The organism is Polynucleobacter sp., from assembly GCF_040400325.1.
Lineage (GTDB): Bacteria > Pseudomonadota > Gammaproteobacteria > Burkholderiales > Burkholderiaceae > Polynucleobacter.
Window position 1 is genome coordinate 1 of record NZ_JBBAQK010000005.1, and the last position, 20,625, is coordinate 20,625.

The following is a 20,625-nucleotide window of genomic DNA, read 5'->3' on the forward strand; positions in this document are numbered from 1 at the left end:
TCCGTGAAGGTGGCCGTACTGTTGGCGCTGGTGTGGTTGCAAAGATTTTGGCTTAAGTTTTATTAGATTTAAAGTATTAGAAGTATAAATATTTAGCGGTTTGCTAACCGGTGACATCAGTGCTGCTGATGTCACCGAGCTCTTTAGATATATAACGTGGCAGCACCACAACGCTCTTTGGAATTAATATGCAAAACCAAAAAATTCGTATTCGTCTTAAAGCATTTGATTACCGTTTAATCGACCAGTCTGCGGCTGAAATTGTTGATACAGCTAAGCGTACCGGTGCTGTTGTTAAGGGTCCAGTACCTTTGCCAACTCGTATTGAGCGTTTTGACATCCTTCGTTCACCGCACGTGAATAAGACATCTCGTGATCAATTAGAGATCCGTACCCATCTCCGTTTGATGGATATTGTTGATCCTACTGAGAAAACAGTTGATGCCTTAATGAAATTAGACCTTCCAGCAGGCGTGGATGTTGAAATCAAGTTGCAATAATTTGTTGCTTCCAGTCTTTTTGCTTGTCAAGATTGGCATTTCGGGATAGAATCTAAGGCTTCGCTCAATTATTTGCGCGAAACTTTAAGCTTTATCAGTATTAAAAACGCTGTAAGTTATTGATTTAGAAGTATTTTTACTTGTAAATCACTTAAATTAATTTTGCCGACCAATCGTAGTCGGCGTGGAGCATGAATATGAGCTTAGGCTTAATCGGCCGCAAGGTCGGCATGACCCGTCTATTTACGGACGAAGGGGAATCTATTCCCGTCACCGTAATCGACGTGAGCGACAACAGAATCGCTCAAATCAAGACCCAGGCAACTGATGGCTATGATGCTATTCAGTTGGCGCATGGTACCCGGAGAGCTACACGAGTTACTATATCTATGGCTGGTCACTTTGCTAAAGCAGGTGTGATGGCTGGTAACGGGCTTAACGAATTCCAACTAGATGCAGCAAAAATTGCAGAAATGACACCAGGACAAGTCATACCTGCTGAAGCTGCGTTTACTACTGGCCAAAAAGTGGATGTGCAAGGCGTTTCTATCGGCAAGGGTTATGCAGGCACCATCAAGCGTTATCACTTCGCTTCTGGTCGCGCATCCCACGGTAATTCACGTTCACATAACGTGCCAGGCTCTATCGGTATGGCACAAGATCCAGGCCGCGTTTTTCCAGGTAAGCGTATGACTGGTCACCTTGGAGACGTTACCAAAACAGTTCAAAATTTAGTCATCGCACGCATTGATGCAGAACGTAATCTGATCATGGTTAAAGGTGCTATTCCAGGTGCCCCTGGCGGTAAAGTCATTGTTACTCCAGCGGTGAAAACACCGTTGAAGAAGAAATAAGGAGAGCGAATATGGAACTTAAGCTTCTCCAAGACAACGGTACTTTAGGTGCAGGCGTTCAAGCTTCATCAGAAGTATTCGAACGTGAATATAACGAAGCGTTGGTTCACCAAGTTGTAGTGGCTTACCAAGCTAATGCACGTAGCGGTAACCGTGCACAAAAAGACCGCGAACAAGTTAAGCATTCAACCAAAAAACCTTGGCGTCAAAAGGGTACTGGTCGTGCACGTGCTGGTATGAGCTCCTCACCATTGTGGCGCGGAGGCGGTCGTATATTTCCAAATTCTCCAGAAGAGAATTTCAGCCAAAAAGTAAACAAGAAAATGTATCGCGCTGGAATGAGATCGATTTTGTCTCAATTAGCTCGCGAAGGTCGTTTGAATGTGGTTGATCAATTTAATCTGGACGCTCCAAAGACTAAAGTTTTAGCTGACAAAGTTAAAGCAATGGGCTTGGATTCAGTCTTGATCATTGTTGATCAAGTTAGTGAGAATTTGTACTTGGCTTCACGCAACTTACATAAGATTGCTGTTTGTGAGCCACAGCACGCTGATCCATTAGCTTTGGTTCAATACAAAAAAGTATTGGTAAGTAAAGCGGCGATCGCAAAAATTGAGGAGTTGCTGAAATGAGCCAAGTCCGTAAAAACGATCACAACCTAATGAGGGTTCTGCTTGGTCCCGTTATCTCTGAGAAGGCCACTATGGTTGCAGAGAAAAATGAACAAGTAGTTTTCCAAGTGGCTCGCGATGCAAACAAGAGCGATGTAAAACAAGCGGTCGAGTTGCTCTTTAAAGTGCAAGTTGACTCAGTTCAAATCGTAAATCAAAAGGGCAAGCCTAAGCGCTATGGCCGTTTTGAAGGCCGTCGTGACCATACTAAGAAGGCCTATGTGAATTTGAAACCAGGCCAAGAAATTAACTTTGAAGCGGAGGCGAATTAATCATGCCTTTGATGAAGACAAAACCGACCTCACCAGGTCGTCGCTCAATGGTCAAGGTGGTCAATCCTGACCTCCATAAAGGCAAGCCTTTTGCACCATTGTTAGAGCCACAGTTTCAAAAAGCGGGCCGCAACAATAACGGTCACATCACTACCCGTCATAAAGGTGGTGGTCATAAGCATCACTATCGTGTTGTTGACTTTAAACGCAACGACAAAGATGGCATTCCAGCAAAGGTTGAGCGCTTAGAATACGATCCAAACCGCAGTGCAAATATTGCATTGATTGTGTTTGCTGATGGCGAGCGTCGTTATATTCCTGCCGCTAAAGGTATGACTGTTGGCCAAGCAATCATGAATGGTTCAGAAGCAGCAATCAAATCTGGTAATAACTTGCCTATTCGCAATATTCCAGTAGGTAGCACCATTCACTGTGTAGAAATATTGCCAGGTAAAGGTGCGCAGGTTGCACGTTCCGCTGGCGGTTCTGCAGTTCTGTTAGCTCGTGAAGGCGTATATGCCCAGGTGCGTTTGCGCTCTGGTGAAGTTCGCCGCGTTCTAATTGAGTGCCGCGCTACTATTGGTGAAGTTGGTAATGAAGAGCACAGCTTGCGTGTTATTGGTAAAGCTGGTGCAAATCGCTGGCGTGGTATTCGTCCAACTGTTCGCGGTGTGGCGATGAACCCAGTAGATCACCCACATGGTGGTGGTGAAGGTAAGACAGGCGAAGGCCGTGTACCAGTATCTCCATGGGGCACTCCAACCAAAGGTTATCGTACACGTCGTAACAAGCGTACAACATCGATGATCGTTCAACGCCGTCAAAAGCGCTAAGCGATTAAGGAAAAATAGATATGACACGTTCAGCTAAAAAAGGCCCATTCTGCGAAGCCAGCTTAGTAAATAAAGTTGAAGTCGCACAAGCCAACAAAGACAAAAAGCCGATCAAAACTTGGTCACGCCGTTCAACGATTCTTCCAGACTTTATTGGTCTGACAATCGCCGTTCACAACGGTCGTCAACATGTTCCGGTTTATGTATCAGAAAATATGGTGGGTCATAAGTTAGGCGAATTTGCCTTGACCCGTACTTTCAAAGGTCACTCTGCTGACAAGAAAGTTGTGAAGAAGTAAGGGGATGATGATGGAAGTTAAAGCTATTCACAAGAGCGCCCGCATTTCTGCGCAAAAGACACGTTTGGTCGCTGATCAAATTCGTGGTTTGCCGATTGCTCGCGCATTAAACATTTTGAACTTCAGCCCCAAGAAAGCTGCTGTTATTGTGAAAAAAGTAGTTGAATCAGCGATTGCAAATGCTGAACACAATAAAGGTGCTGATATTGATGAGCTCAAGGTATCAGCGGTCATCGTTGATAAAGGTACTTCCTTGAAGCGCTTCACTGCCCGCGCTAAGGGTCGTGGCAATCAAATTGAAAAACAAACTTGTCACATTAGCGTGACCTTGAGTAACTAAGGAAAGATATGGGCCAAAAGATTAATCCCACCGGATTCCGACTCGCGGTAACGAAGAATTGGACATCACGTTGGTATGCAAACAATACCGATTTCGCAAAGATGCTGAAAGAGGACGTTGACGTCCGCATCTATTTGAAGAAGAAGTTGAAAAACGCATCTGTTAGTAAAGTCATCATCGAGCGTCCTGCTAAGAATGCACGCATTACTATTTATAGCTCACGTCCAGGTGTAGTCATCGGCAAAAAAGGCGAAGATATTGAAGTTCTCCGTCGCGAACTGCAAAAGCGTATGGGCGTTCCAGTTCACGTGAATATCGAAGAAATTCGTAAACCTGAAGTAGATGCTCAATTGATTGCTGACTCTATTACTCAGCAGTTAGAAAAGCGTATTATGTTTCGTCGCGCTATGAAGCGCGCAATGCAAAGCGCTATGCGTCTTGGCGCACAAGGCATCAAGATCATGTCATCGGGGCGCTTGAATGGTGCCGAGATTGCTCGTCGCGAATGGTACCGTGAAGGTCGCGTTCCACTTCATACATTAAAGGCTGATATTGATTACGCAACATCAGAGGCTGAAACAACTTACGGCATCATTGGTGTAAAAGTTTGGGTTTATAAAGGCGACACATTGGGACGTGGTGCAGACGCTCCAGTAGCCGCTCCATCCGTTGAGCCAGCTGCCGAAGAAAAGAAAACCCGTCGTGCTCCAAGTAAAATAGCCGCACGTAAACCAGCCGCTGTTACTGAAAAGCCTTTAGTTGCTGCTAAGCCAGCAATCAAGCGTGTGCGTAAGGTTGAAGTACCTGTCGCAGATACGCAGAAGTCAGGAGAGTAAGCATGTTACAACCAAAGCGTCGCAAGTATCGTAAGGAACAAAAAGGTCGTAACACTGGTGTGGCAACACGCGGTAGTTCAGTAGCCTTCGGCGACTTCGGATTAAAGTCTATTGGCCGCGGTCGTTTGACTGCACGTCAGATTGAATCTGCACGTCGCGCAATGACACGTCACATCAAGCGTGGTGGCCGTATCTGGATCCGTATTTTCCCAGATAAGCCAATTTCACAAAAGCCGGCCGAAGTGCGTATGGGTAACGGTAAAGGTAATCCAGAGTACTACGTAGCAGAAATTCAACCAGGCAAGATTTTGTACGAGATGGATGGCGTGGATGAAACTTTGGCGCGCGAAGCTTTCAAGCTTGCTGCTGCTAAATTACCATTGAAAACCACTTTCGTGATTCGCCACTTAGGTTGATCGGGATAAAGATGATGAAAAATAAAGAATTAGTAACTAAAGATCTGACTGGCTTAAATGCAGAATTAACAGAGCTCTTAAAGACAAACTTTAAGCTCCGCATGCAAAAGGGCACTCAGCAACTCACTAATACCAGCCAATTGGGTAAGACTAAGCGCGATATTGCTCGTGTAAAGACTTTTATTACCCAAAAGACTGCACAGAAATAAGGAAAAAGGGATATGACAGAGTTATCCAAACCCTTGCGCCGCACCCTCGTGGGCCGTGTTGTTAGCGATAAAATGCAAAAAACTGTGACGGTGTTGGTTGAGCGTCAAGTGAAGCATCCAGTGATTGGTAAGTATGTTGGCAAGTCCAAAAAGTACCATGCACATGACGAAGCTAGCACATACAAGATGGGCGATACCGTTGAAATTGCTGAATCTAAGCCAATTTCACGAACTAAATCTTGGGTTGTGACCCGTTTAGTAGAGGCTTCAAAGGGTATTTAAGGCATTTATAAGGGGTTTTGGCAAAGTTTATTCCCAAAACCTTGTTTTACGTAGTAGAATGGAAGGCTTCTCTAGTTTTATGTGAGAAGCAGTGTTTTTCTTTAATTCCGGGCTTTTAACCTTCGTTAAAGCCCATAGACGGAACCAAGACTGTTTGCCTTTGGCTAATAAGTTGGGGATTAGAAATGATACAAACCGAAAGTAGATTGCAGGTCGCCGACAACACAGGCGCCAGTGAAGTTTTGTGCATCAAGGTATTGGGCGGCTCTAAGCGTCGTTACGCCAGTATCGGAGATCTCATCAAAGTCAGCGTTAAGTCAGCTGCTCCACGTGGCCGTGTAAAAAAAGGTGATATTTATAACGCTGTTGTAGTGAGAACAGCTAAGGGTGTTCGCCGTCCAGACGGTTCATTGATTAAGTTCGATACAAACGCTGCGGTATTGCTCAACGCTAAGTTAGAGCCAATTGGCACGCGTATCTTTGGACCAGTTACACGCGAGTTGCGTACTGAAAAGTTCATGAAGATCGTTTCTCTCGCCCCCGAAGTGATTTAAGAGGCTGATATGAAAAAAATTCGTAAAGGTGATTCCGTCGTTTTATTGACCGGCCGCGATAAAGGCAAGCAAGGAACTGTAACGGATGTACTCGAGAACAAATTGGTGATCGAGGGCGTGAATATTTATAAAAAGAGCGTTAAGCCAAATCCAGCTGCTGGTGTAACCGGCGGCATGATTGACAAGACTATGCCTGTTCACATTTCTAATGTGGCTTTGGTTGACGGTAACGGCAAACCATCACGTGTTGGTATCAAACTCGTTGATGGTAAAAAGCAGCGTTTCCTCAAAACCACTGGCGCAACATTGATCGCATAAGGGTCACGGAGAAATTATGAGCACACGTTTTCAAGAACATTACCAACAAAAAGTGGTTGCTGATTTGATTGCCAAATTTGGTTATAAGTCCGCAATGCAAGTTCCACGCATTACCAAAGTTACCCTGAATATGGGTTTAGGTGATGCTGTGAACGATAAGAAGATTATCGAAAATGCAGTTGGAGATTTAACTAAAGTTGCGGGCCAAAAGCCAGTCGTCACTAAGGCTAAAAAAGCGATTGCAGGTTTCAAAATTCGTCAAGGCTACCCAATTGGTGCTATGGTGACATTGCGCGGTCAACGCATGTACGAATTCTTGGATCGTTTCGTTACCGTTGCATTGCCACGCGTACGTGACTTCCGTGGAATCTCCGGCAAAGCATTTGACGGCCGCGGTAACTACAATATCGGCGTTAAAGAACAAATTATTTTCCCTGAAATCGAATACGACAAGATTGATGCCCTCCGTGGACTCAATATTAGTATTACGACGACTGCTAAGTCTGACGAAGAAGCAAAAGCTTTGTTGGCTGCATTCAAATTCCCTTTCCGCAATTAAGAGGCTAACGTGGCAAAACTATCCCTGATTGAGCGCGAAAAAAAGCGCGCAAAAACTGTAGAGAAGTACGCTGTCAAGCGTGCTGAACTAAAAGCGATCATTGCTGATCAATCACGCAGCGATGAAGAGCGCTATGAAGCTCGCTTGAAGCTACAGGCACTTCCACGTAACGCAAGTCCGATTCGTCAAAGAAATCGTTGTTCATTAACCGGTCGTCCGCGCGGTGTATTCAGCAAGTTTGGTTTAGCGCGTAGCAAGATTCGTGAAATCGCCTTTCGTGGCGAAATCCCCGGTTTAACCAAGGCCAGCTGGTAAGCGGCGAAAGAATTAGGAGAACTCATGAGTATCAGCGATCCAATCGCCGACATGTTGACAAGGATCCGCAATGCGCAAGCAGTGCAGAAACCCGTAGTCTTGATGCCGTCGTCAAAAGTTAAAGTAGCCATCGCAAAAGTTTTACAAGATGAAGGCTATATCGAGAGTTTTGAAATCAAAGGTGAGGCAGCTAAGCCAGTGCTCCACATTGATCTCAAATACTATGCAGGTCGCCCTGTTATTGAGCGTATTGACCGTGTATCTACACCAAGTCTACGTATCTATAAAGGCCGTCATGACATTCCAGAAGTAATGAATGGCTTGGGCATTGCAATTATTTCAACCCCTCAAGGCGTAATGACAGACCGCAAAGCACGTGCAACAGGCGTGGGCGGCGAAGTTATTTGCTACGTAGCCTAAGGAGAGAAATATGTCCCGCGTAGGTAAATCACCAATTACAGTTCCTAAGGGCGCTGAAATCAACATCAACGGTGCAACTGTTACTGTTAAAGGTCCATTGGGCACTTTGACACATAATTTGCATCCTTCTGTTGGTTTGAAACAAGAAGATGGTGTGTTGACAGTTGTTATAAATAATGACTCACCAGATGCTGGTGCTCAGTCAGGTACGGCACGTGCTTTAGTTAACAACATGGTTGTTGGCGTAACTGCTGGCTTTGAGCGCAAGCTCAGCTTAGTAGGCGTTGGTTATCGTGCCCAAGCACAAGGTGAAACATTGAAGTTGCAGTTGGGTTTCTCTCACGACATTATTTACAAGCTACCAAAGGGTGTAAAAGCAGAGACTCCAACGCAAACCGAAATCATTATTAAAGGCTCCAGCAAGCAGCAAGTTGGCCAGGTCGCAGCTGAAGTTCGCGCATACCGTTCACCAGAGCCATATAAAGGCAAGGGTGTCCGCTATGTCGATGAGGTTGTGCATCTGAAAGAAACTAAGAAGAAGTAAGCGAGATTAGAAAATGAATAAAGACGAATCCAGACAAAGACGCGCTCGGCAGACTCGTATTCGCATTGCCGAAGCACAGGCAAACCGCTTAACAGTTATCCGTAGTAATACTCATATCTCTGCTCAGGTTTATAGCCCATGCGGAACCAAGGTTGTAGCTGCTGCTTCAACTATGGAAAAAGAATTACGCCAAGCGATTAAAAACGGCGGCAACGCTGAGGCTGCTAAACAAATCGGCAAGTTAGTTGCTGAGCGTGCCGTTAAGGCAGGCATTGTTGATGTTGCTTTTGATCGCTCTGGTCATCGTTATCACGGCCGTATTAAGGCCTTAGCTGAAGCTGCGCGTGAAGCCGGCCTGAAGTTCTAATAGGGTTTAGGAAAAAACATGGCAAAAATGCAAACTAAGATGCAAAACGAAGAGCGTGATGATGGTCTTCGCGAGAAGATGATCGCGGTTAATCGCGTAACTAAAGTGGTAAAGGGCGGACGAATTCTCGGCTTTGCTGCACTCACTGTAGTTGGCGATGGCGATGGCCGTATCGGCATGGGCAAAGGTAAATCTAAAGAAGTTCCAGTAGCTGTTCAAAAAGCAATGGATGAAGCACGTCGCAAGATGATTAAGGTTTCCTTACGCAAAGGTACCTTGCAACATACTGTGACTGGCCAACATGGCGCCTCACGCGTCCTGATTTCTCCAGCTAAAGATGGTACGGGAATTATTGCCGGTGGCCCAATGCGCGCAATTTTTGACGTAATGGGTGTAACGAACGTGGTTGCTAAGTCACTCGGCTCTACAAACCCATACAACTTGGTTCGCGCAACAATTGATGGTTTGAGCAAAATGAGTACTCCTGCTGAGATTGCTGCTAAACGCGGTAAATCAGTTGAAGAGATTCTCGGCTAAGACCCAAAGATTAGGAATCTATAAATGACAACATCTAACTCTAAAGTCAAACTGCAATTAGTACGCAGCTTGATCGGCACACGCGAAAGCCATCGTGCAACTGTACGTGGTTTAGGCCTTCGTCGCATCAATTCAGTTTCTGAATTGGAAGATACACCTGCGGTTCGCGGCATGATTAATAAAGTTTCTTACCTAGTTAAAGTTGTTGGTTAACTAGCAAGCAAATAGGCAAATAATATGGAACTCAATACACTTAAGCCCACTGAGGGCTCCAAGAAAAACCGTCGTCGCGTAGGTCGCGGCATTGGCTCTGGCTTGGGTAAAACTGCTGGCCGTGGTCATAAAGGTCAAAAATCCCGTTCAGGCGGTTTCCACAAGGTTGGATTCGAAGGCGGTCAGATGCCGATGTATCGTCGCTTGCCAAAACGTGGTTTCGTATCTTTAACACGTCGTCATGTGGGTCAAATCACTTTGAATGATTTAGCAAAGATCAATTTGCCAGAAGTTGACTTATTGGTTTTGAGAGCTCATGGTTTTGCTGGTGAGCAAATCAGTTCCGTTAAGGTCATTAAAACTGGTGAGCTCAAGATTGCTGTAATCCTTAAGGGAATTGCTGCAACTGCCGGTGCAAAAGCAGCGATTGAAGCGGCCGGCGGAAAATTAGTTGAGTTGGTTTAATAGGCCCTCATAAGTAAATATGGCGTTAGCACCTACCAATAAATTAAGCACTGCAGCAGCAGGAGGCAAGTTTGGCGAATTACGCCAACGCTTGATTTTCCTAGTGCTGGCTCTGCTTGTGTTCCGTTTAGGTGCTCATATTCCTGTTCCTGGAATTGATCCTGATCAGCTGGCACAGTTATTTGCTGAGCAAAAAGACGGTATCTTGGGAATGTTTAACTTATTCTCTGGAGGCGCGCTTTCACGCTTTACAGTATTTGCTTTAGGAATCATGCCCTACATCTCTGCATCGATCATCATGCAATTGATGACGATTGTTATTCCTACTTTAGAAGCTCTGAAAAAAGAAGGTCAAGCAGGTCAACGCAAGATTACTCAATACACTCGTTATGGCACTGTACTTTTAGCGACTTTCCAGGCATTGGGAATTTCAGTTGCTTTACAAGCTCAACCAGGTTTGGTAATTAATCCAGGTTTAATATTTGAAATCAACACTGTAGTGACTTTGGTTACTGGAACCATGTTCTTAATGTGGCTCGGCGAGCAAATTACTGAGCGTGGTTTAGGTAACGGTATTTCTATCATTATTTTTGGCGGCATTGTTTCTGGCTTGCCTTCTGCTATCGGCAGCTTACTTGAGTTGGTTCGTACTGGCTCAATGAATATTATTTCTGCATTACTTATCGTAGTTATTTGCGTGGCAGTGACTTATTTTGTGGTGTTTGTAGAGCGTGGTCAGCGTCGTATCTTGGTGAACTACGCTAAACGTCAAGTTGGCAATAAGATTTATGGTGGCCAATCTTCTTATTTCCCATTGAAGCTGAACATGGCCGGTGTTATTCCTCCAATTTTTGCTTCATCGATTATTTTATTCCCCGCAACGATTGCTGGATGGTTTACTTCGGGTGAGCCAACTAATATGTTTAGTAGAATCATTAAAGATTTAGCTGCAACATTAGCCCCAGGCCAACCTGTATACACCATTTTGTATGGCGCTGCGATTGTTTTCTTCTGTTTTTTCTACACTGCTTTGGTATTTAATAGCCGTGATACAGCAGATAACCTAAAGAAAAGTGGTGCGTTTGTTCCTGGTATTCGTCCTGGCGATCAGACAGGTCGCTATATCGATAAGATCTTGGTACGTTTGACCCTGGCTGGTTCTATTTATATGGTTTTGGTTTGCTTGTTACCAGAATTTTTAGTCTTGAAGTACAACGTGCCGTTTTATTTTGGCGGTACTTCATTGTTGATTATTGTTGTTGTTGCAATGGATTTTATGTCACAAGTTCAGTCATTCGTAATGCAACAGCAGTACGGCTCTTTGATGAAAAAAGCCAACTTTAAGATGGGCGCTTAACTGAATGTCTAAAGACGATGTAATTCAGATGGCGGGAGAAATTGTAGAGAATTTGCCGAATGCGATGTTTCGCGTGAAGCTAGAAAACGGACATGTAGTTCTTGGCCATATTTCTGGAAAGATGCGGATGCATTACATCCGTATTTTGCCGGGAGATAAGGTGACGGTGGAGATGACTCCATACGACCTGACAAGGGCCAGAATTATTTTCCGGGCGAAGTAAAGATTAAGTAGTACCTATTTTTAAGAGGTGAGTTATGAAAGTTTTAGCATCCGTTAAGTGTATTTGCAGAAATTGCAAGATCATTAAGCGCAAACGCGTTGTGCGTGTGATCTGTTCTTCAGATGCACGTCATAAGCAGCGTCAAGGCTGATCTGGTTAATTAAGAGGAAATCTCATGGCACGTATCGCTGGGGTAAATATCCCAAATCATCAACATACTGTTATCGGTTTAACAGCAATTTTTGGCATTGGCACAACTCGTGCTAACAAAATTTGTAAAACTACAGGTGTTGCTATCGACAAAAAAGTAAAAGATCTTACTGACGCTGATTTAGAAAAGCTGCGTGATGAAGTAGGTAAGTTCATCACCGAGGGTGATCTTCGTCGTGAAGTAACTATGAGCATCAAGCGTTTGATGGACTTAGGTTGCTATCGTGGCGTACGTCATCGTAAGGGTTTGCCTGTGCGTGGACAACGTACGAAGACGAATGCTCGTACCCGCAAGGGCCCACGTAAGTCTGGTGTGCAACTAAAGAAATAATCAAGAAAGTTTATTGACATGGCAAAACAACAATCCGCTTCCGCCGCTTCACAGCGCACTCGTAAGAAGGTTAAAAAGAACGTTGCTGACGGTATTGCGCACGTTCACGCTTCTTTTAATAACACCATCATTACGATTACTGATCGTCAAGGAAATGCACTTTCATGGGCAACTTCTGGTGGCCAAGGCTTTAAGGGCTCACGTAAGTCAACACCTTTTGCTGCTCAGGTAGCTGCAGAAGTTGCTGGTAAAGCTGCCGTTGAATGCGGTATTAAGAACTTGGAAGTTCAGATCAAGGGTCCAGGCCCAGGTCGTGAATCAGCAGTTCGCGCATTGAATTCATTAGGCATCAAGATCACTGAGATTCAAGATGTGACTCCTGTTCCACATAATGGTTGTCGTCCTCCTAAGCGTCGTCGTATCTAAGCTCAGAAGTAGTTGTACAAAGTTTTAGTAGTTTTTTTTAAAAGCCCACTGTTCATCTGATTTAAAGGGTGAACTCACCGTTGGTCGTAAGACCGCGGCAAAGAAAGGAAAGCATCGTGGCACGTTATTTAGGGCCTAAGGCCAAGTTAGCACGTCGGGAAGGTACCGATTTATTTTTAAAGAGTGCACGTCGCGCCCTGTCAGACAAGTGCAAGTTAGATACTAAGCCTGGTCAACATGGTCGTACGTCTGGCTCAAGAACATCTGATTACGGTAATCAATTGCGTGAAAAGCAAAAGGTTAAGCGTATGTATGGAATTTTAGAGCGTCAATTTCGTCGTTACTTTGCAGAAGCTGAGCGTCGTAAGGGCAATACTGGCTCTACATTGCTCCAGTTGTTAGAGTCACGTCTCGATAACGTGGTCTATCGCATGGGCTTTGGCTCTACGCGCGCTGAAGCACGTCAACTGGTTTCTCATTGCTCAATTTTGCTCAATGGCAGTCCAGTCAATATCCCATCCATTCAGGTTAAACCTGGTGATGTTATTGCAATTCGCGAGAAAGCGAAGAAGCAAGCCCGCATTACCGAATCACTTAATTTAGTTCAGCAAATGTCTGCCGTTAATTGGGTTTCAGTTGACGCAACAAAGCTTGAAGGAACATTTAAGCAAGTGCCAGACCGCGAAGACATCAGCGGTGAAATTAATGAAAGTTTGATCGTCGAATTGTATTCACGCTAATTAGGCACTATCAAGGAAAAAATATGCAAACAAATTTGCTCAAGCCAAAAATTATTTCTGTTGAAGCGCTTACTGCCAACCAAGCTAAGGTTGTTATGGAGCCGTTCGAGCGTGGCTATGGCCACACTCTCGGAAACGCATTACGTCGCGTACTTTTGTCCTCGATGGTTGGATATGCGCCAACTGAAGTAGCCATTGCAGGTGTAGTTCATGAGTACTCTACATTGGATGGAGTACAAGAGGACGTAGTAAATCTCTTGTTAAACCTCAAAGGTATCGTATTTAAGTTGCAGTCACGTGATGAAGTCACTATCAATTTGCGTAAAGAAGGCCCAGGCGTTGTTACAGCAAAAGATATTGACTTGCCACATGATGTAGAGATTATTAACCCTGATCACGTCATTGCTCACTTATCTGCTGGTGGTAAGCTGGACATGCAGATCAAGGTTGAAAAAGGTCGTGGCTATGTTCCAGGTAATGTTCGTCAATACAATGATGAAACTACCAAGATCATCGGCCGCATTGTATTAGATGCTTCATTTAGCCCAGTAAGTCGTGTTAGCTATGCTGTCGAATCTGCTCGTGTTGAGCAACGTACCGATCTTGATCGTCTCGTTATGACTATCGAAACCAATGGCGTGTTGTCTCCGGAAGAAGCTATTCGTCAAGCAGCGACTATCTTGGTAGACCAGTTGGTGGTGTTCGCAGCGCTTGAAAGCAGTGAAGTATCTGGAGATCTCGCTCCAAGCCGCTCTTCAATGGTTGACCCAATGTTGATGCGTCCTGTTGATGATCTTGAGCTTACAGTACGCTCTGCAAACTGCTTGAAGGCTGAGAACATTTATTACATTGGTGACTTGATTCAACGCACAGAGAATGAATTGTTGAAGACGCCTAATTTAGGTCGTAAGTCTTTGAATGAAATCAAAGACGTTTTGGCTGCTCGTGGCTTAAGTCTTGGCATGAAACTCGAAAGCTGGCCTCCAGCTAACCTCGAGAAATAATTAGAAAGGAAGCATCATGCGTCACGGAAACGGCTTACGCAAACTAAATAGAACATCTTCACATCGCTTAGCGATGTTGCGCAATATGTCTAATTCTCTTTTAGAGCATGAAGTGATTAAAACCACCTTGCCAAAAGCAAAAGAATTACGCATGGTTGTTGAGCCTTTGATTACTTTGGGCAAAAAAGATAACTTGGCAAACCGTCGCTTGGCATTTAACCGCACTCGAGATCGCGATATCGTGGCTAAACTCTTTACTGAGCTTGGACCACGCTATGCAACACGGCCAGGTGGCTATCTTCGTATTTTGAAGTTTGGCTTCCGCCATGGTGACAATGCCCCTATGGCATTGGTTGAGTTGGTAGATCGCCCAGAAGTTGAAGAAACAGCAGCTGCAGCACAAGAGGCTTAAGTTCATAGCTATTTAAAAAGCCAGGCTTTGGTCTGGCTTTTTTCATTTATATTTTTATAAATACAGTATGCCTCATAACCCTTCAGTCAATCCCAGTAAGCTTCTTATAGTCTTTACAAGTCTTCCCGATATGGAAGCCGCAAAAAGTTTAGCTCGTGCCTTAGTGGAGTCAAGAATGGCTGCTTGTGTGCAATTGATCGATGGTGTGCAATCAGTTTACCGTTGGGATGATAAGGTTTGTGAGGAACATGAGGTTCTCTTGTCTGTAAAAACTACCGGAACCAAGTGGCTAGAAATCTCTCAATTTATCCAAGATCATCACCCTTATGATCTTCCCGAGATCCTTGCATTTTCACCAGAGCAATATGCTGCCCAATACGGCGAGTGGGTGCAAGCTGAGGTAAATTAGAGGACATGAGAATGCCATCCTTTTTGAAAAAGATTTTTGTAATACTTGCGCTGCTATTGTCGCAAGTATTGCCTGCGCAAGTCTTCTTACCGCCTGAAAAAGCATTTAAGGTAGAAGCAAATTGGCTAGAAAAATCTAATCAGATTGAAATTGAATTTCTTCCAAGCAAGGGTTATTACATCTATCAAGAATCACTTAAATTTGAGGCTGGTTCAGAGCTTGGCAAGCTAGGCAGTATCAAGCCCACATTACCAATCGGCATAGAAAAGTTCGATGAAACTTTTCAGAAAAAGATGCAGGTATATAAGCAAACGTTTATGGTTTTAATTGAAGTAAAGCCTGAGCCGAGTAAGCCTATTCATCTTGAGGTAACCCTTCAAGGGTGCGCAGAGGCAGGGATATGCTACCCACCCATGACCCTGAAATTTTTACTTGCAGGCCCTGGCGTCAAAGCTGCCCCCTTACCAGAGTTACTTGACGGTGTTGTAACGCCAACAAGTAATAAAGAATTTAGCCTGGCAAATTTATGGCGAGAGCGCGATGATGTTAATGCAATTAGTCGATTTTTAGAGGGCACCTCTACTACTTATCTATTCTTGGCCTTCTTTATTTTAGGGCTTGCTTTGACATTCACGCCGTGTGTTTTACCCATGCTACCAATTTTATCGAGCGTTATTTTTGGGTCCCAAGGCGGTAAAACGGTATCCAAGGCCCGTGCTAGTGCTTTAGCTTTTTCTTATGTATTAGGTATGGCCTTGGTATATGCCTTGGCTGGTCTCCTGATGGCGGCTCTTGGCGGTAGTGTACAAAGGGCACTTCAAAGCCCTATTGCCCTGGCTAGCTTTGCCATATTACTGTTAATCCTATCTGGCAGTTTATTCGGACTATATGAGCTGAGATTGCCTCATTCATGGCATCAGCAGGTAGATAGGCTGGCAGGCCGCCAAAAAGGCGGCAGTGTATTTGGTGCTTTTGCTTTAGGGGGCATCTCTACTTTGGTGGCAAGCCCTTGTATTACAGCCCCCTTGGCTGGGGTTTTAGCCTTTATTGCTCAAACAGGTTCTATGAGTTTAGGCGCAGGCCTTCTCTTTGTAATGGCATTAGGGATGGGTTTGCCGCTACTCTTTATTGCAATTGAGGCAAGGATTCTGATTCCCTCTACCGGTATCTGGATGATTTGGTTACAACGTACCTTGGGGGTTTTATTGGTAGCTACCGCCGCTTGGATCGCATCACCCTTGTTACAAAAAAACGATATTGCCAGCTCTTTAAAAATAGTGAATGGTCAGCGCGTGCATCAAGTAGGCGACCTGTCTTTTATATTGACTCAATCGATAGCACAACTTGAAGTAGAGCTAAGCAAAGCAAAAGAAGCAAAAAAATTCGTGCTCTTAGATTTTTATGCAGACTGGTGCATCAGTTGTAAGGAAATGGAAATCAATACATTTGCCAATCCTGAAGTCAGTCAGGAGCTTAAGCAATTTATATTACTTCAGGTTGACGTGACTAAAAACAGTGCTGAAAATCAAGCCTTATTAAAACGTTTTGGCTTATATGGCCCACCCGGAATTTTGATTTTTAATCTAGATTCACAAGAGCAACAAAACCTACGTGTGGTTGGTTATATGCCACCGCAACGTTTTATTGAACGCTTAAAGCAAGTAAATAAGTAAGCTCAGAATCGTTATTTAGTTGCTTTAATTAAGCGCGCTGCTTCAAGTGCAAAGTAAGTGAGAACACCATTTGCGCCGGCGCGTTTAAAGGCGACAAGAGACTCCATCATCACAGCATCATGATCAAGCCAACCATTTTGGGCTGCCGCCTTAAGCATGGCATATTCACCGCTCACTTGATAGGCATAAGTTGGGAAATTGAACTCTTCTTTCACGCGCCGAACAACGTCTAAATAAGGCATTCCAGGCTTGACCATCACCATATCTGCGCCCTCATTAATATCTAGGGCAACCTCCCGCAAAGCCTCGTCAGTATTGGCGAAATCCATTTGGTAGGTTTTTTTATCAGCTTTACCAAGGTTCTTGGCAGAACCTACTGCATCTCTAAATGGGCCATAGAATGCTGATGCATATTTAGCTGAATATGCCATGATGCGGGTATGAATTAAATTCTTTTGCTCTAGTGCATTACGAATTTTTCCGATACGACCATCCATCATGTCTGATGGCGCAACAATGTCTACACCAGCTTGGGCTTGAGCAATGGCTTGTTGTACCAAGATGAGAGTGGTCTCATCATTCAAAATGCGACCTTGTTCATCTAGGATGCCATCTTGGCCATGACTTGTATATGGATCAAGTGCCACATCAGTCATGATGCCTAAGTTAGGGAATCGTTTTTTAAGTTCTCGAACAGCAGTTGGGATTAATCCATTTGGATTAAAAGCTTCTTTGCCGTCGGGAGCTTTTAATGAAGCATCAATCACCGGAAAAAGTGCTAGGACCGGGATGCCAAGGTCAACACATTCTTGGGCAACGGGGAAAAGTAAATCCAAGGAAACGCGATTGATACCAGGCATAGAAACAACCGCTTCGGATTTGCCTTGACCTTCAAGTATAAAAACGGGATAGATCAAATCATTTACAGAGAGAGCATTCTCTTGCATGAGGCGGCGTGACCAATCATGCCTTCGCATACGACGAGGACGATGTTCTGGGAAATGTATTACAGAATTAGTTGGTGATTTCATCTTGACGGGTCTCTGCTTCAAATAACCATTTAATTATTAAATTATCAGCCTCTTCAAGGCCGATACGTTTAGTGCTTGAGAATAATTGTGCCGTAAGTTGCTGAGAATCTCCCGAGCCACCCGGTAAAGCTGGGTCATATTGCTGAAGTTGCTTTCTGACGGCCTCTAGGACGTGTTTACACTCACTTTTATTGAGTTTGTCACACTTACTTAACAAAATATGAATGGGCTTGCCAGTGGGCACAAACCACTGAATCATTTGTTCATCTAAATCCGTAATGCCGCGCCTAGCATCAACAATGAGGACCATCCCAACTAGCTGCTCACGTTCTTGTAAATAATCGCTCAGCAGAGCATTCCAGTGGTATTTGGTCTCGCGGTTGACGGCAGCATAGCCATAGCCCGGTAAGTCCACTAAATAGGCTAAAAGATCATCCTTGGAGAAAAGGCCGAAATAATTGATATGTTGAGTACGCCCAGGCGTTTTACTGGCAAAAGCAAGCCGTTTTTGGTTGCAGAGGACATTGATGGCGCTAGATTTTCCAGCATTTGAGCGACCAGCAAAGGCCACCTCACATAGCGGGGTGGCGGGCAGGCAATGGGTGTCATTGACTGTAGTCGCAAATCGGGCTTGAAAGAGTTTAGACATGTCCTGAAGCTATTCTGAAGCTATTGTAAAATCATACTAATTCATGAAATATTTCATAGTTTTGGGTGAAAAATTGTAAATGCAGGGCCCAAATACTTTTAGGAATCTTTGCCAAGGTAAACATAATGCTTCAAACCCCTCAAATCTCCAAATTAACTAGCTTACGTGCTAGTTTTGCGGCTCTCACTATTTGTGCTCTCACTAGTATTTCTGGTCTTGCGATTGCCGCCGATCCTGCTCCTGCAGCTCCTATGGCCGATACTAAGGCTGTGGTTCCAGGTAAGCCAAAGGTTGATGCGGCTGTTGGTGAGACCTTATATTCAGCTGGCGATGCAACGCGGGGCGTAGTGGCCTGTATTACCTGCCATGGTCCAAAAGGCCAAAGTGCAGTAGGTTCATGGCCTAAGTTGTCTGCTCAACATGCTGCCTATACCGCTAAACAATTAAGAAATTATAAAGATGGCACACGTGCTAATGCAGTCATGATGGGTATGGCTGCTGCTTTGACTGAACAAGATATGAACAATATTGCAGCTTTCTTGGTCAAGCAAGAGCCATCATTAGGCGTTGCCCAAAGTAAAGATACGATCGCTTTGGGTCAAAGCATCTATCGTGGTGGTATTGCCGCTAAGGGTGTACCAGCTTGTGCGGGTTGTCATAGTCCAACGGGTGTTGGTATTCCATCTCAGTACCCACGCTTAGGCGGTCAATGGGCTGAATACTCTAACGCTCAGTTAGTAGCTTTCCGTGAGGGTACTCGTAAAAATAGCAGCCAAATGACTACGATTTCTAGTAAGCTCTCTGATCAAGAAATGAAAGCAGTTTCGGATTACATCGCTGGTTTACGTTAATTATATTTGTCCAGCAAAAACCCCGCTATATAAACGGGGTTTTTTATTGACTAAATTGCCTTAGAAATTATTTTGGCAAAACGATTTCACTTGAAAATAAGTCTTGCGTATATTCGCGTTTGCGAATGACGTAAACATTTTTTCCATCCACCATAATCTCAGCTGGCTTTGGGCGCGTGTTGTAGTTAGATGCCATTACAAAACCGTATGCTCCAGCAGAAAGAATGGCCAAGATGTCCCCTTCTTCAACAGCAAGAGAGCGATCTCTACCAAGCCAGTCTCCAGACTCGCATACCGGACCAACCACATCGTAAGTCCTTGCTTTAGTTGATTTAGTTTTTACAGGTACGATGCCGTGATGGGCCTCGTATAAGGCGGGGCGCATGAGCTCAGTCATGGCGGCATCAACAATACAAAAGTTCTTTTCAGCGCCCGGCTTAAGGTATTCCACTTTTGTTAGCAGTACACCAGCATTGCCTATGAGCGATCTTCCTGGTTCCAAAACAATATCAAGATGTCCAAAGCCTCTGTCAGCCACTCGATTTAAGAGCGTGTTGGTGAACTCCGTAATATCGGGTGGCGTTTCATCGCTATAAGCAATGCCTAGACCGCCTCCCAAATCAAGATGGTGAATCACGATACCTTCTTTTTTTAGGCTTTCTACTAAATCTAAAACTTTATCGAGTGCATCCAAATAAGGAGCAGTTGTGGTGATTTGCGAACCGATATGACAATCAATTCCAACAACATCAATGTGGGAAAGTTGTGCAGCCTCACGATAGGTCTTTAACACCTCGTGATACGCAATACCAAATTTATTTCCTTTAAGCCCGGTGGATATATAGGGATGCGTTTGAGCGTCAACATCTGGATTCACGCGCAAGGAAATCGGCGCACGGCAATTGAGTTTGCTAGCCACACGATTAATCTGATGAAGCTCAGCAATAGACTCCACATTAATACATTTCACACCAGCATCTAAGGCTTGAGCGATTTCTGTAGCTGATTTACCGACCCCTGCAAATACAAGACTTTTAGGATCTGCGCCAATAGCCAGTGCGCGCGCTAATTCACCGCCACTGACTAAGTCAAAACCTGCACCAAGTTTTTTCAAGCAATCAATTACCGCTAAATTACTATTCGCTTTCATGGCGTAATGAACACGAGCTCGACGCTTTCCATTTGCATCGATACAGGCGCGATCATATGCCTGATATGCATCAGTGAATGCTTTTCTGCTGTATACATAGAGTGGGGTGCCGAACTCATTTGCTAAATCTGCTAAAAGCACTTCCTCGGCATACCAGTTACCGTTACGTTCTGTGAATCCAGATAATTGAGGCAGCGGGATGGCTTTACTTGTCATTGCTAGTTGGTGTTTGAGTGGCTTCTTTTGCCTGAGGTGGATATAGTATCCCTTTGGGTTCGGGTGCGGTGGGCGCCGGTGGTACCGGTGGAATAATTGGCAAAATCAGAGGCCCCCTAACCCCACACCCAATTAGGGA

General features: G+C 44.5%; 35 protein-coding genes. 32 read left to right on the forward strand and 3 right to left on the reverse strand.

Translation table 11 applies throughout. The features are described 5' to 3' along the window. Positions 1-188 precede the first annotated feature (188 nt). From rpsJ to dsbD, 31 genes are all read left to right on the forward strand, one after another. A complete protein-coding gene (gene rpsJ, locus ABWP14_RS05175) occupies positions 189-500 on the forward strand; it encodes a 30S ribosomal protein S10 (protein WP_011901899.1) in 312 nt (103 codons plus the stop codon). A gap of 197 nt (positions 501-697) precedes the next feature. Continuing rightward, a complete protein-coding gene (rplC, locus tag ABWP14_RS05180; RefSeq protein WP_353201920.1) occupies positions 698-1,354 on the forward strand; it encodes a 50S ribosomal protein L3 in 657 nt (218 codons plus the stop codon). 11 nt (positions 1,355-1,365) lie between these two features. Then, a complete protein-coding gene (gene rplD, locus ABWP14_RS05185) occupies positions 1,366-1,986 on the forward strand; it encodes a 50S ribosomal protein L4 (protein ID WP_353201921.1) in 621 nt (206 codons plus the stop codon). Beyond that, entirely contained in the window at positions 1,983-2,297 is a 315-nt protein-coding gene (rplW, locus tag ABWP14_RS05190) for a 50S ribosomal protein L23 (protein ID WP_216218360.1), read from the forward strand. Before rplD ends, rplW begins: the two co-directional genes overlap by 4 nt. A gap of 2 nt (positions 2,298-2,299) precedes the next feature. Next, a complete protein-coding gene (gene rplB / locus ABWP14_RS05195) occupies positions 2,300-3,130 on the forward strand; it encodes a 50S ribosomal protein L2 (protein ID WP_353201922.1) in 831 nt (276 codons plus the stop codon). 20 nt (positions 3,131-3,150) lie between these two features. Continuing rightward, positions 3,151-3,429: a 30S ribosomal protein S19 gene (gene rpsS, locus ABWP14_RS05200; RefSeq protein ID WP_216130723.1), complete on the forward strand. Its 279-nt coding sequence runs from the start codon at positions 3,151-3,153 to the stop codon at positions 3,427-3,429. A gap of 7 nt (positions 3,430-3,436) precedes the next feature. Then, entirely contained in the window at positions 3,437-3,769 is a 333-nt protein-coding gene (gene rplV, locus ABWP14_RS05205) for a 50S ribosomal protein L22 (RefSeq protein ID WP_353201923.1), read from the forward strand. A gap of 8 nt (positions 3,770-3,777) precedes the next feature. Beyond that, on the forward strand, positions 3,778-4,605 hold the full coding sequence (gene rpsC / locus ABWP14_RS05210; RefSeq protein WP_353201924.1) for a 30S ribosomal protein S3: 828 nt from the start codon (positions 3,778-3,780) through the stop codon (positions 4,603-4,605). Between the two features lie 2 nt (positions 4,606-4,607). Further along, on the forward strand, positions 4,608-5,021 hold the full coding sequence (gene rplP / locus ABWP14_RS05215) for a 50S ribosomal protein L16 (RefSeq protein WP_216201996.1): 414 nt from the start codon (positions 4,608-4,610) through the stop codon (positions 5,019-5,021). A 14-nt stretch (positions 5,022-5,035) separates the two neighbouring features. Beyond that, positions 5,036-5,230 carry a 50S ribosomal protein L29 gene (rpmC, locus tag ABWP14_RS05220; RefSeq protein WP_353201925.1) on the forward strand — a complete coding sequence of 65 codons (195 nt, stop codon included), beginning with the start codon at positions 5,036-5,038 and terminating at the stop codon, positions 5,228-5,230. A gap of 12 nt (positions 5,231-5,242) precedes the next feature. After that, a complete protein-coding gene (gene rpsQ / locus ABWP14_RS05225; protein ID WP_353201926.1) occupies positions 5,243-5,512 on the forward strand; it encodes a 30S ribosomal protein S17 in 270 nt (89 codons plus the stop codon). Positions 5,513-5,697: 185 nt separating this feature from the next. Next, positions 5,698-6,066 carry a 50S ribosomal protein L14 gene (gene rplN, locus ABWP14_RS05230; RefSeq protein WP_353201927.1) on the forward strand — a complete coding sequence of 123 codons (369 nt, stop codon included), beginning with the start codon at positions 5,698-5,700 and terminating at the stop codon, positions 6,064-6,066. 9 nt (positions 6,067-6,075) lie between these two features. Beyond that, entirely contained in the window at positions 6,076-6,384 is a 309-nt protein-coding gene (gene rplX / locus ABWP14_RS05235) for a 50S ribosomal protein L24 (protein ID WP_353201928.1), read from the forward strand. Between the two features lie 16 nt (positions 6,385-6,400). Then, the gene (gene rplE / locus ABWP14_RS05240) at positions 6,401-6,943 is read left to right on the forward strand and encodes a 50S ribosomal protein L5 (protein WP_353201929.1); all 543 of its coding nucleotides are present in this window, start codon (positions 6,401-6,403) and stop codon (positions 6,941-6,943) included. 9 nt (positions 6,944-6,952) lie between these two features. Beyond that, a complete protein-coding gene (gene rpsN, locus ABWP14_RS05245; RefSeq protein WP_353201930.1) occupies positions 6,953-7,258 on the forward strand; it encodes a 30S ribosomal protein S14 in 306 nt (101 codons plus the stop codon). 24 nt (positions 7,259-7,282) lie between these two features. After that, positions 7,283-7,678: a 30S ribosomal protein S8 gene (rpsH, locus tag ABWP14_RS05250; RefSeq protein ID WP_011901914.1), complete on the forward strand. Its 396-nt coding sequence runs from the start codon at positions 7,283-7,285 to the stop codon at positions 7,676-7,678. Positions 7,679-7,688: 10 nt separating this feature from the next. Then, a complete protein-coding gene (gene rplF / locus ABWP14_RS05255) occupies positions 7,689-8,222 on the forward strand; it encodes a 50S ribosomal protein L6 (RefSeq protein ID WP_353201931.1) in 534 nt (177 codons plus the stop codon). 13 nt (positions 8,223-8,235) lie between these two features. Next, on the forward strand, positions 8,236-8,589 hold the full coding sequence (gene rplR / locus ABWP14_RS05260; protein ID WP_353201932.1) for a 50S ribosomal protein L18: 354 nt from the start codon (positions 8,236-8,238) through the stop codon (positions 8,587-8,589). Between the two features lie 18 nt (positions 8,590-8,607). Further along, the gene (gene rpsE, locus ABWP14_RS05265; protein ID WP_068947703.1) at positions 8,608-9,126 is read left to right on the forward strand and encodes a 30S ribosomal protein S5; all 519 of its coding nucleotides are present in this window, start codon (positions 8,608-8,610) and stop codon (positions 9,124-9,126) included. Between the two features lie 24 nt (positions 9,127-9,150). Next, positions 9,151-9,339, forward strand: a complete 189-nt coding sequence (rpmD, locus tag ABWP14_RS05270; protein WP_215358833.1) for a 50S ribosomal protein L30 — start codon at positions 9,151-9,153, stop codon at positions 9,337-9,339. 24 nt (positions 9,340-9,363) lie between these two features. Continuing rightward, the gene (gene rplO, locus ABWP14_RS05275; protein WP_353201933.1) at positions 9,364-9,804 is read left to right on the forward strand and encodes a 50S ribosomal protein L15; all 441 of its coding nucleotides are present in this window, start codon (positions 9,364-9,366) and stop codon (positions 9,802-9,804) included. Between the two features lie 19 nt (positions 9,805-9,823). Next, positions 9,824-11,161 carry a preprotein translocase subunit SecY gene (gene secY / locus ABWP14_RS05280; protein ID WP_353201934.1) on the forward strand — a complete coding sequence of 446 codons (1,338 nt, stop codon included), beginning with the start codon at positions 9,824-9,826 and terminating at the stop codon, positions 11,159-11,161. A 4-nt stretch (positions 11,162-11,165) separates the two neighbouring features. Beyond that, positions 11,166-11,384 carry a translation initiation factor IF-1 gene (gene infA, locus ABWP14_RS05285; protein WP_112202623.1) on the forward strand — a complete coding sequence of 73 codons (219 nt, stop codon included), beginning with the start codon at positions 11,166-11,168 and terminating at the stop codon, positions 11,382-11,384. Between the two features lie 34 nt (positions 11,385-11,418). Then, positions 11,419-11,535, forward strand: a complete 117-nt coding sequence (gene rpmJ / locus ABWP14_RS05290; RefSeq protein ID WP_012357167.1) for a 50S ribosomal protein L36 — start codon at positions 11,419-11,421, stop codon at positions 11,533-11,535. 24 nt (positions 11,536-11,559) lie between these two features. Continuing rightward, positions 11,560-11,925 carry a 30S ribosomal protein S13 gene (rpsM, locus tag ABWP14_RS05295; RefSeq protein WP_096673340.1) on the forward strand — a complete coding sequence of 122 codons (366 nt, stop codon included), beginning with the start codon at positions 11,560-11,562 and terminating at the stop codon, positions 11,923-11,925. A gap of 18 nt (positions 11,926-11,943) precedes the next feature. Continuing rightward, positions 11,944-12,351 carry a 30S ribosomal protein S11 gene (gene rpsK / locus ABWP14_RS05300; RefSeq protein ID WP_088525623.1) on the forward strand — a complete coding sequence of 136 codons (408 nt, stop codon included), beginning with the start codon at positions 11,944-11,946 and terminating at the stop codon, positions 12,349-12,351. Between the two features lie 116 nt (positions 12,352-12,467). Continuing rightward, a complete protein-coding gene (rpsD, locus tag ABWP14_RS05305; protein WP_353201935.1) occupies positions 12,468-13,091 on the forward strand; it encodes a 30S ribosomal protein S4 in 624 nt (207 codons plus the stop codon). A gap of 23 nt (positions 13,092-13,114) precedes the next feature. Next, complete coding sequence (locus ABWP14_RS05310) at positions 13,115-14,095, forward strand: DNA-directed RNA polymerase subunit alpha (RefSeq protein ID WP_353201936.1); 981 nt, start codon at positions 13,115-13,117, stop codon at positions 14,093-14,095. A 16-nt stretch (positions 14,096-14,111) separates the two neighbouring features. Next, positions 14,112-14,507 (forward strand): 50S ribosomal protein L17, encoded by a 396-nt coding sequence (gene rplQ / locus ABWP14_RS05315; RefSeq protein WP_353201937.1) that lies wholly within the window; start codon positions 14,112-14,114, stop codon positions 14,505-14,507. Positions 14,508-14,574: 67 nt separating this feature from the next. After that, positions 14,575-14,916 (forward strand): divalent-cation tolerance protein CutA, encoded by a 342-nt coding sequence (gene cutA, locus ABWP14_RS05320; protein ID WP_353201938.1) that lies wholly within the window; start codon positions 14,575-14,577, stop codon positions 14,914-14,916. An 11-nt stretch (positions 14,917-14,927) separates the two neighbouring features. Next, positions 14,928-16,589: a protein-disulfide reductase DsbD gene (gene dsbD, locus ABWP14_RS05325; RefSeq protein ID WP_353201939.1), complete on the forward strand. Its 1,662-nt coding sequence runs from the start codon at positions 14,928-14,930 to the stop codon at positions 16,587-16,589. An 11-nt stretch (positions 16,590-16,600) separates the two neighbouring features. Here the strand turns inward: dsbD and hemB are convergent, their stop codons facing one another. Together hemB and yihA are read right to left on the reverse strand one after the other, a co-directional pair. Continuing rightward, positions 16,601-17,620: a porphobilinogen synthase gene (gene hemB / locus ABWP14_RS05330; RefSeq protein ID WP_353201940.1), complete on the reverse strand. Its 1,020-nt coding sequence runs from the start codon at positions 17,618-17,620 to the stop codon at positions 16,601-16,603. After that, positions 17,604-18,269, reverse strand: a complete 666-nt coding sequence (yihA, locus tag ABWP14_RS05335) for a ribosome biogenesis GTP-binding protein YihA/YsxC (RefSeq protein ID WP_353201941.1) — start codon at positions 18,267-18,269, stop codon at positions 17,604-17,606. The genes hemB and yihA overlap by 17 nt, the downstream gene beginning before the upstream one ends. 125 nt (positions 18,270-18,394) lie before the next feature. On the opposite strand from yihA, the gene ABWP14_RS05340 reads away from it, so the two are divergent. Beyond that, positions 18,395-19,120, forward strand: a complete 726-nt coding sequence (locus tag ABWP14_RS05340) for a c-type cytochrome (RefSeq protein WP_353201942.1) — start codon at positions 18,395-18,397, stop codon at positions 19,118-19,120. Positions 19,121-19,187: 67 nt separating this feature from the next. Here the strand turns inward: ABWP14_RS05340 and lysA are convergent, their stop codons facing one another. Continuing rightward, positions 19,188-20,486 carry a diaminopimelate decarboxylase gene (gene lysA / locus ABWP14_RS05345; RefSeq protein WP_353201943.1) on the reverse strand — a complete coding sequence of 433 codons (1,299 nt, stop codon included), beginning with the start codon at positions 20,484-20,486 and terminating at the stop codon, positions 19,188-19,190. Positions 20,487-20,625 lie beyond the last annotated feature (139 nt).

Coding starts and splice junctions, on each gene's coding strand:
- rpmJ (WP_012357167.1), top strand. CDS start 11,419: ATGAAAGTTTTAGCATCCGTTAAGTGTATTTGCAGAAATTGCAAGATC.
- rplO (WP_353201933.1), top strand. CDS start 9,364: ATGGAACTCAATACACTTAAGCCCACTGAGGGCTCCAAGAAAAACCGT.
- rpsH (WP_011901914.1), top strand. CDS start 7,283: ATGAGTATCAGCGATCCAATCGCCGACATGTTGACAAGGATCCGCAAT.
- dsbD (WP_353201939.1), top strand. CDS start 14,928: ATGCCATCCTTTTTGAAAAAGATTTTTGTAATACTTGCGCTGCTATTG.
- rplB (WP_353201922.1), top strand. CDS start 2,300: ATGCCTTTGATGAAGACAAAACCGACCTCACCAGGTCGTCGCTCAATG.
- rplP (WP_216201996.1), top strand. CDS start 4,608: ATGTTACAACCAAAGCGTCGCAAGTATCGTAAGGAACAAAAAGGTCGT.
- lysA (WP_353201943.1), bottom strand. CDS start 20,486: ATGACAAGTAAAGCCATCCCGCTGCCTCAATTATCTGGATTCACAGAA.
- rpsM (WP_096673340.1), top strand. CDS start 11,560: ATGGCACGTATCGCTGGGGTAAATATCCCAAATCATCAACATACTGTT.
- hemB (WP_353201940.1), bottom strand. CDS start 17,620: ATGAAATCACCAACTAATTCTGTAATACATTTCCCAGAACATCGTCCT.
- rplF (WP_353201931.1), top strand. CDS start 7,689: ATGTCCCGCGTAGGTAAATCACCAATTACAGTTCCTAAGGGCGCTGAA.
- rpmD (WP_215358833.1), top strand. CDS start 9,151: ATGACAACATCTAACTCTAAAGTCAAACTGCAATTAGTACGCAGCTTG.
- rpsK (WP_088525623.1), top strand. CDS start 11,944: ATGGCAAAACAACAATCCGCTTCCGCCGCTTCACAGCGCACTCGTAAG.
- rplQ (WP_353201937.1), top strand. CDS start 14,112: ATGCGTCACGGAAACGGCTTACGCAAACTAAATAGAACATCTTCACAT.
- rpsJ (WP_011901899.1), top strand. CDS start 189: ATGCAAAACCAAAAAATTCGTATTCGTCTTAAAGCATTTGATTACCGT.
- rpsC (WP_353201924.1), top strand. CDS start 3,778: ATGGGCCAAAAGATTAATCCCACCGGATTCCGACTCGCGGTAACGAAG.
- ABWP14_RS05310 (WP_353201936.1), top strand. CDS start 13,115: ATGCAAACAAATTTGCTCAAGCCAAAAATTATTTCTGTTGAAGCGCTT.
- cutA (WP_353201938.1), top strand. CDS start 14,575: ATGCCTCATAACCCTTCAGTCAATCCCAGTAAGCTTCTTATAGTCTTT.
- rplV (WP_353201923.1), top strand. CDS start 3,437: ATGATGGAAGTTAAAGCTATTCACAAGAGCGCCCGCATTTCTGCGCAA.
- rplE (WP_353201929.1), top strand. CDS start 6,401: ATGAGCACACGTTTTCAAGAACATTACCAACAAAAAGTGGTTGCTGAT.
- yihA (WP_353201941.1), bottom strand. CDS start 18,269: ATGTCTAAACTCTTTCAAGCCCGATTTGCGACTACAGTCAATGACACC.
- rpsS (WP_216130723.1), top strand. CDS start 3,151: ATGACACGTTCAGCTAAAAAAGGCCCATTCTGCGAAGCCAGCTTAGTA.
- rplX (WP_353201928.1), top strand. CDS start 6,076: ATGAAAAAAATTCGTAAAGGTGATTCCGTCGTTTTATTGACCGGCCGC.
- ABWP14_RS05340 (WP_353201942.1), top strand. CDS start 18,395: ATGCTTCAAACCCCTCAAATCTCCAAATTAACTAGCTTACGTGCTAGT.
- rplC (WP_353201920.1), top strand. CDS start 698: ATGAGCTTAGGCTTAATCGGCCGCAAGGTCGGCATGACCCGTCTATTT.
- rplD (WP_353201921.1), top strand. CDS start 1,366: ATGGAACTTAAGCTTCTCCAAGACAACGGTACTTTAGGTGCAGGCGTT.
- rplR (WP_353201932.1), top strand. CDS start 8,236: ATGAATAAAGACGAATCCAGACAAAGACGCGCTCGGCAGACTCGTATT.
- rplN (WP_353201927.1), top strand. CDS start 5,698: ATGATACAAACCGAAAGTAGATTGCAGGTCGCCGACAACACAGGCGCC.
- rpsQ (WP_353201926.1), top strand. CDS start 5,243: ATGACAGAGTTATCCAAACCCTTGCGCCGCACCCTCGTGGGCCGTGTT.
- secY (WP_353201934.1), top strand. CDS start 9,824: ATGGCGTTAGCACCTACCAATAAATTAAGCACTGCAGCAGCAGGAGGC.
- rpsE (WP_068947703.1), top strand. CDS start 8,608: ATGGCAAAAATGCAAACTAAGATGCAAAACGAAGAGCGTGATGATGGT.
- rpmC (WP_353201925.1), top strand. CDS start 5,036: ATGAAAAATAAAGAATTAGTAACTAAAGATCTGACTGGCTTAAATGCA.
- rplW (WP_216218360.1), top strand. CDS start 1,983: ATGAGCCAAGTCCGTAAAAACGATCACAACCTAATGAGGGTTCTGCTT.
- infA (WP_112202623.1), top strand. CDS start 11,166: ATGTCTAAAGACGATGTAATTCAGATGGCGGGAGAAATTGTAGAGAAT.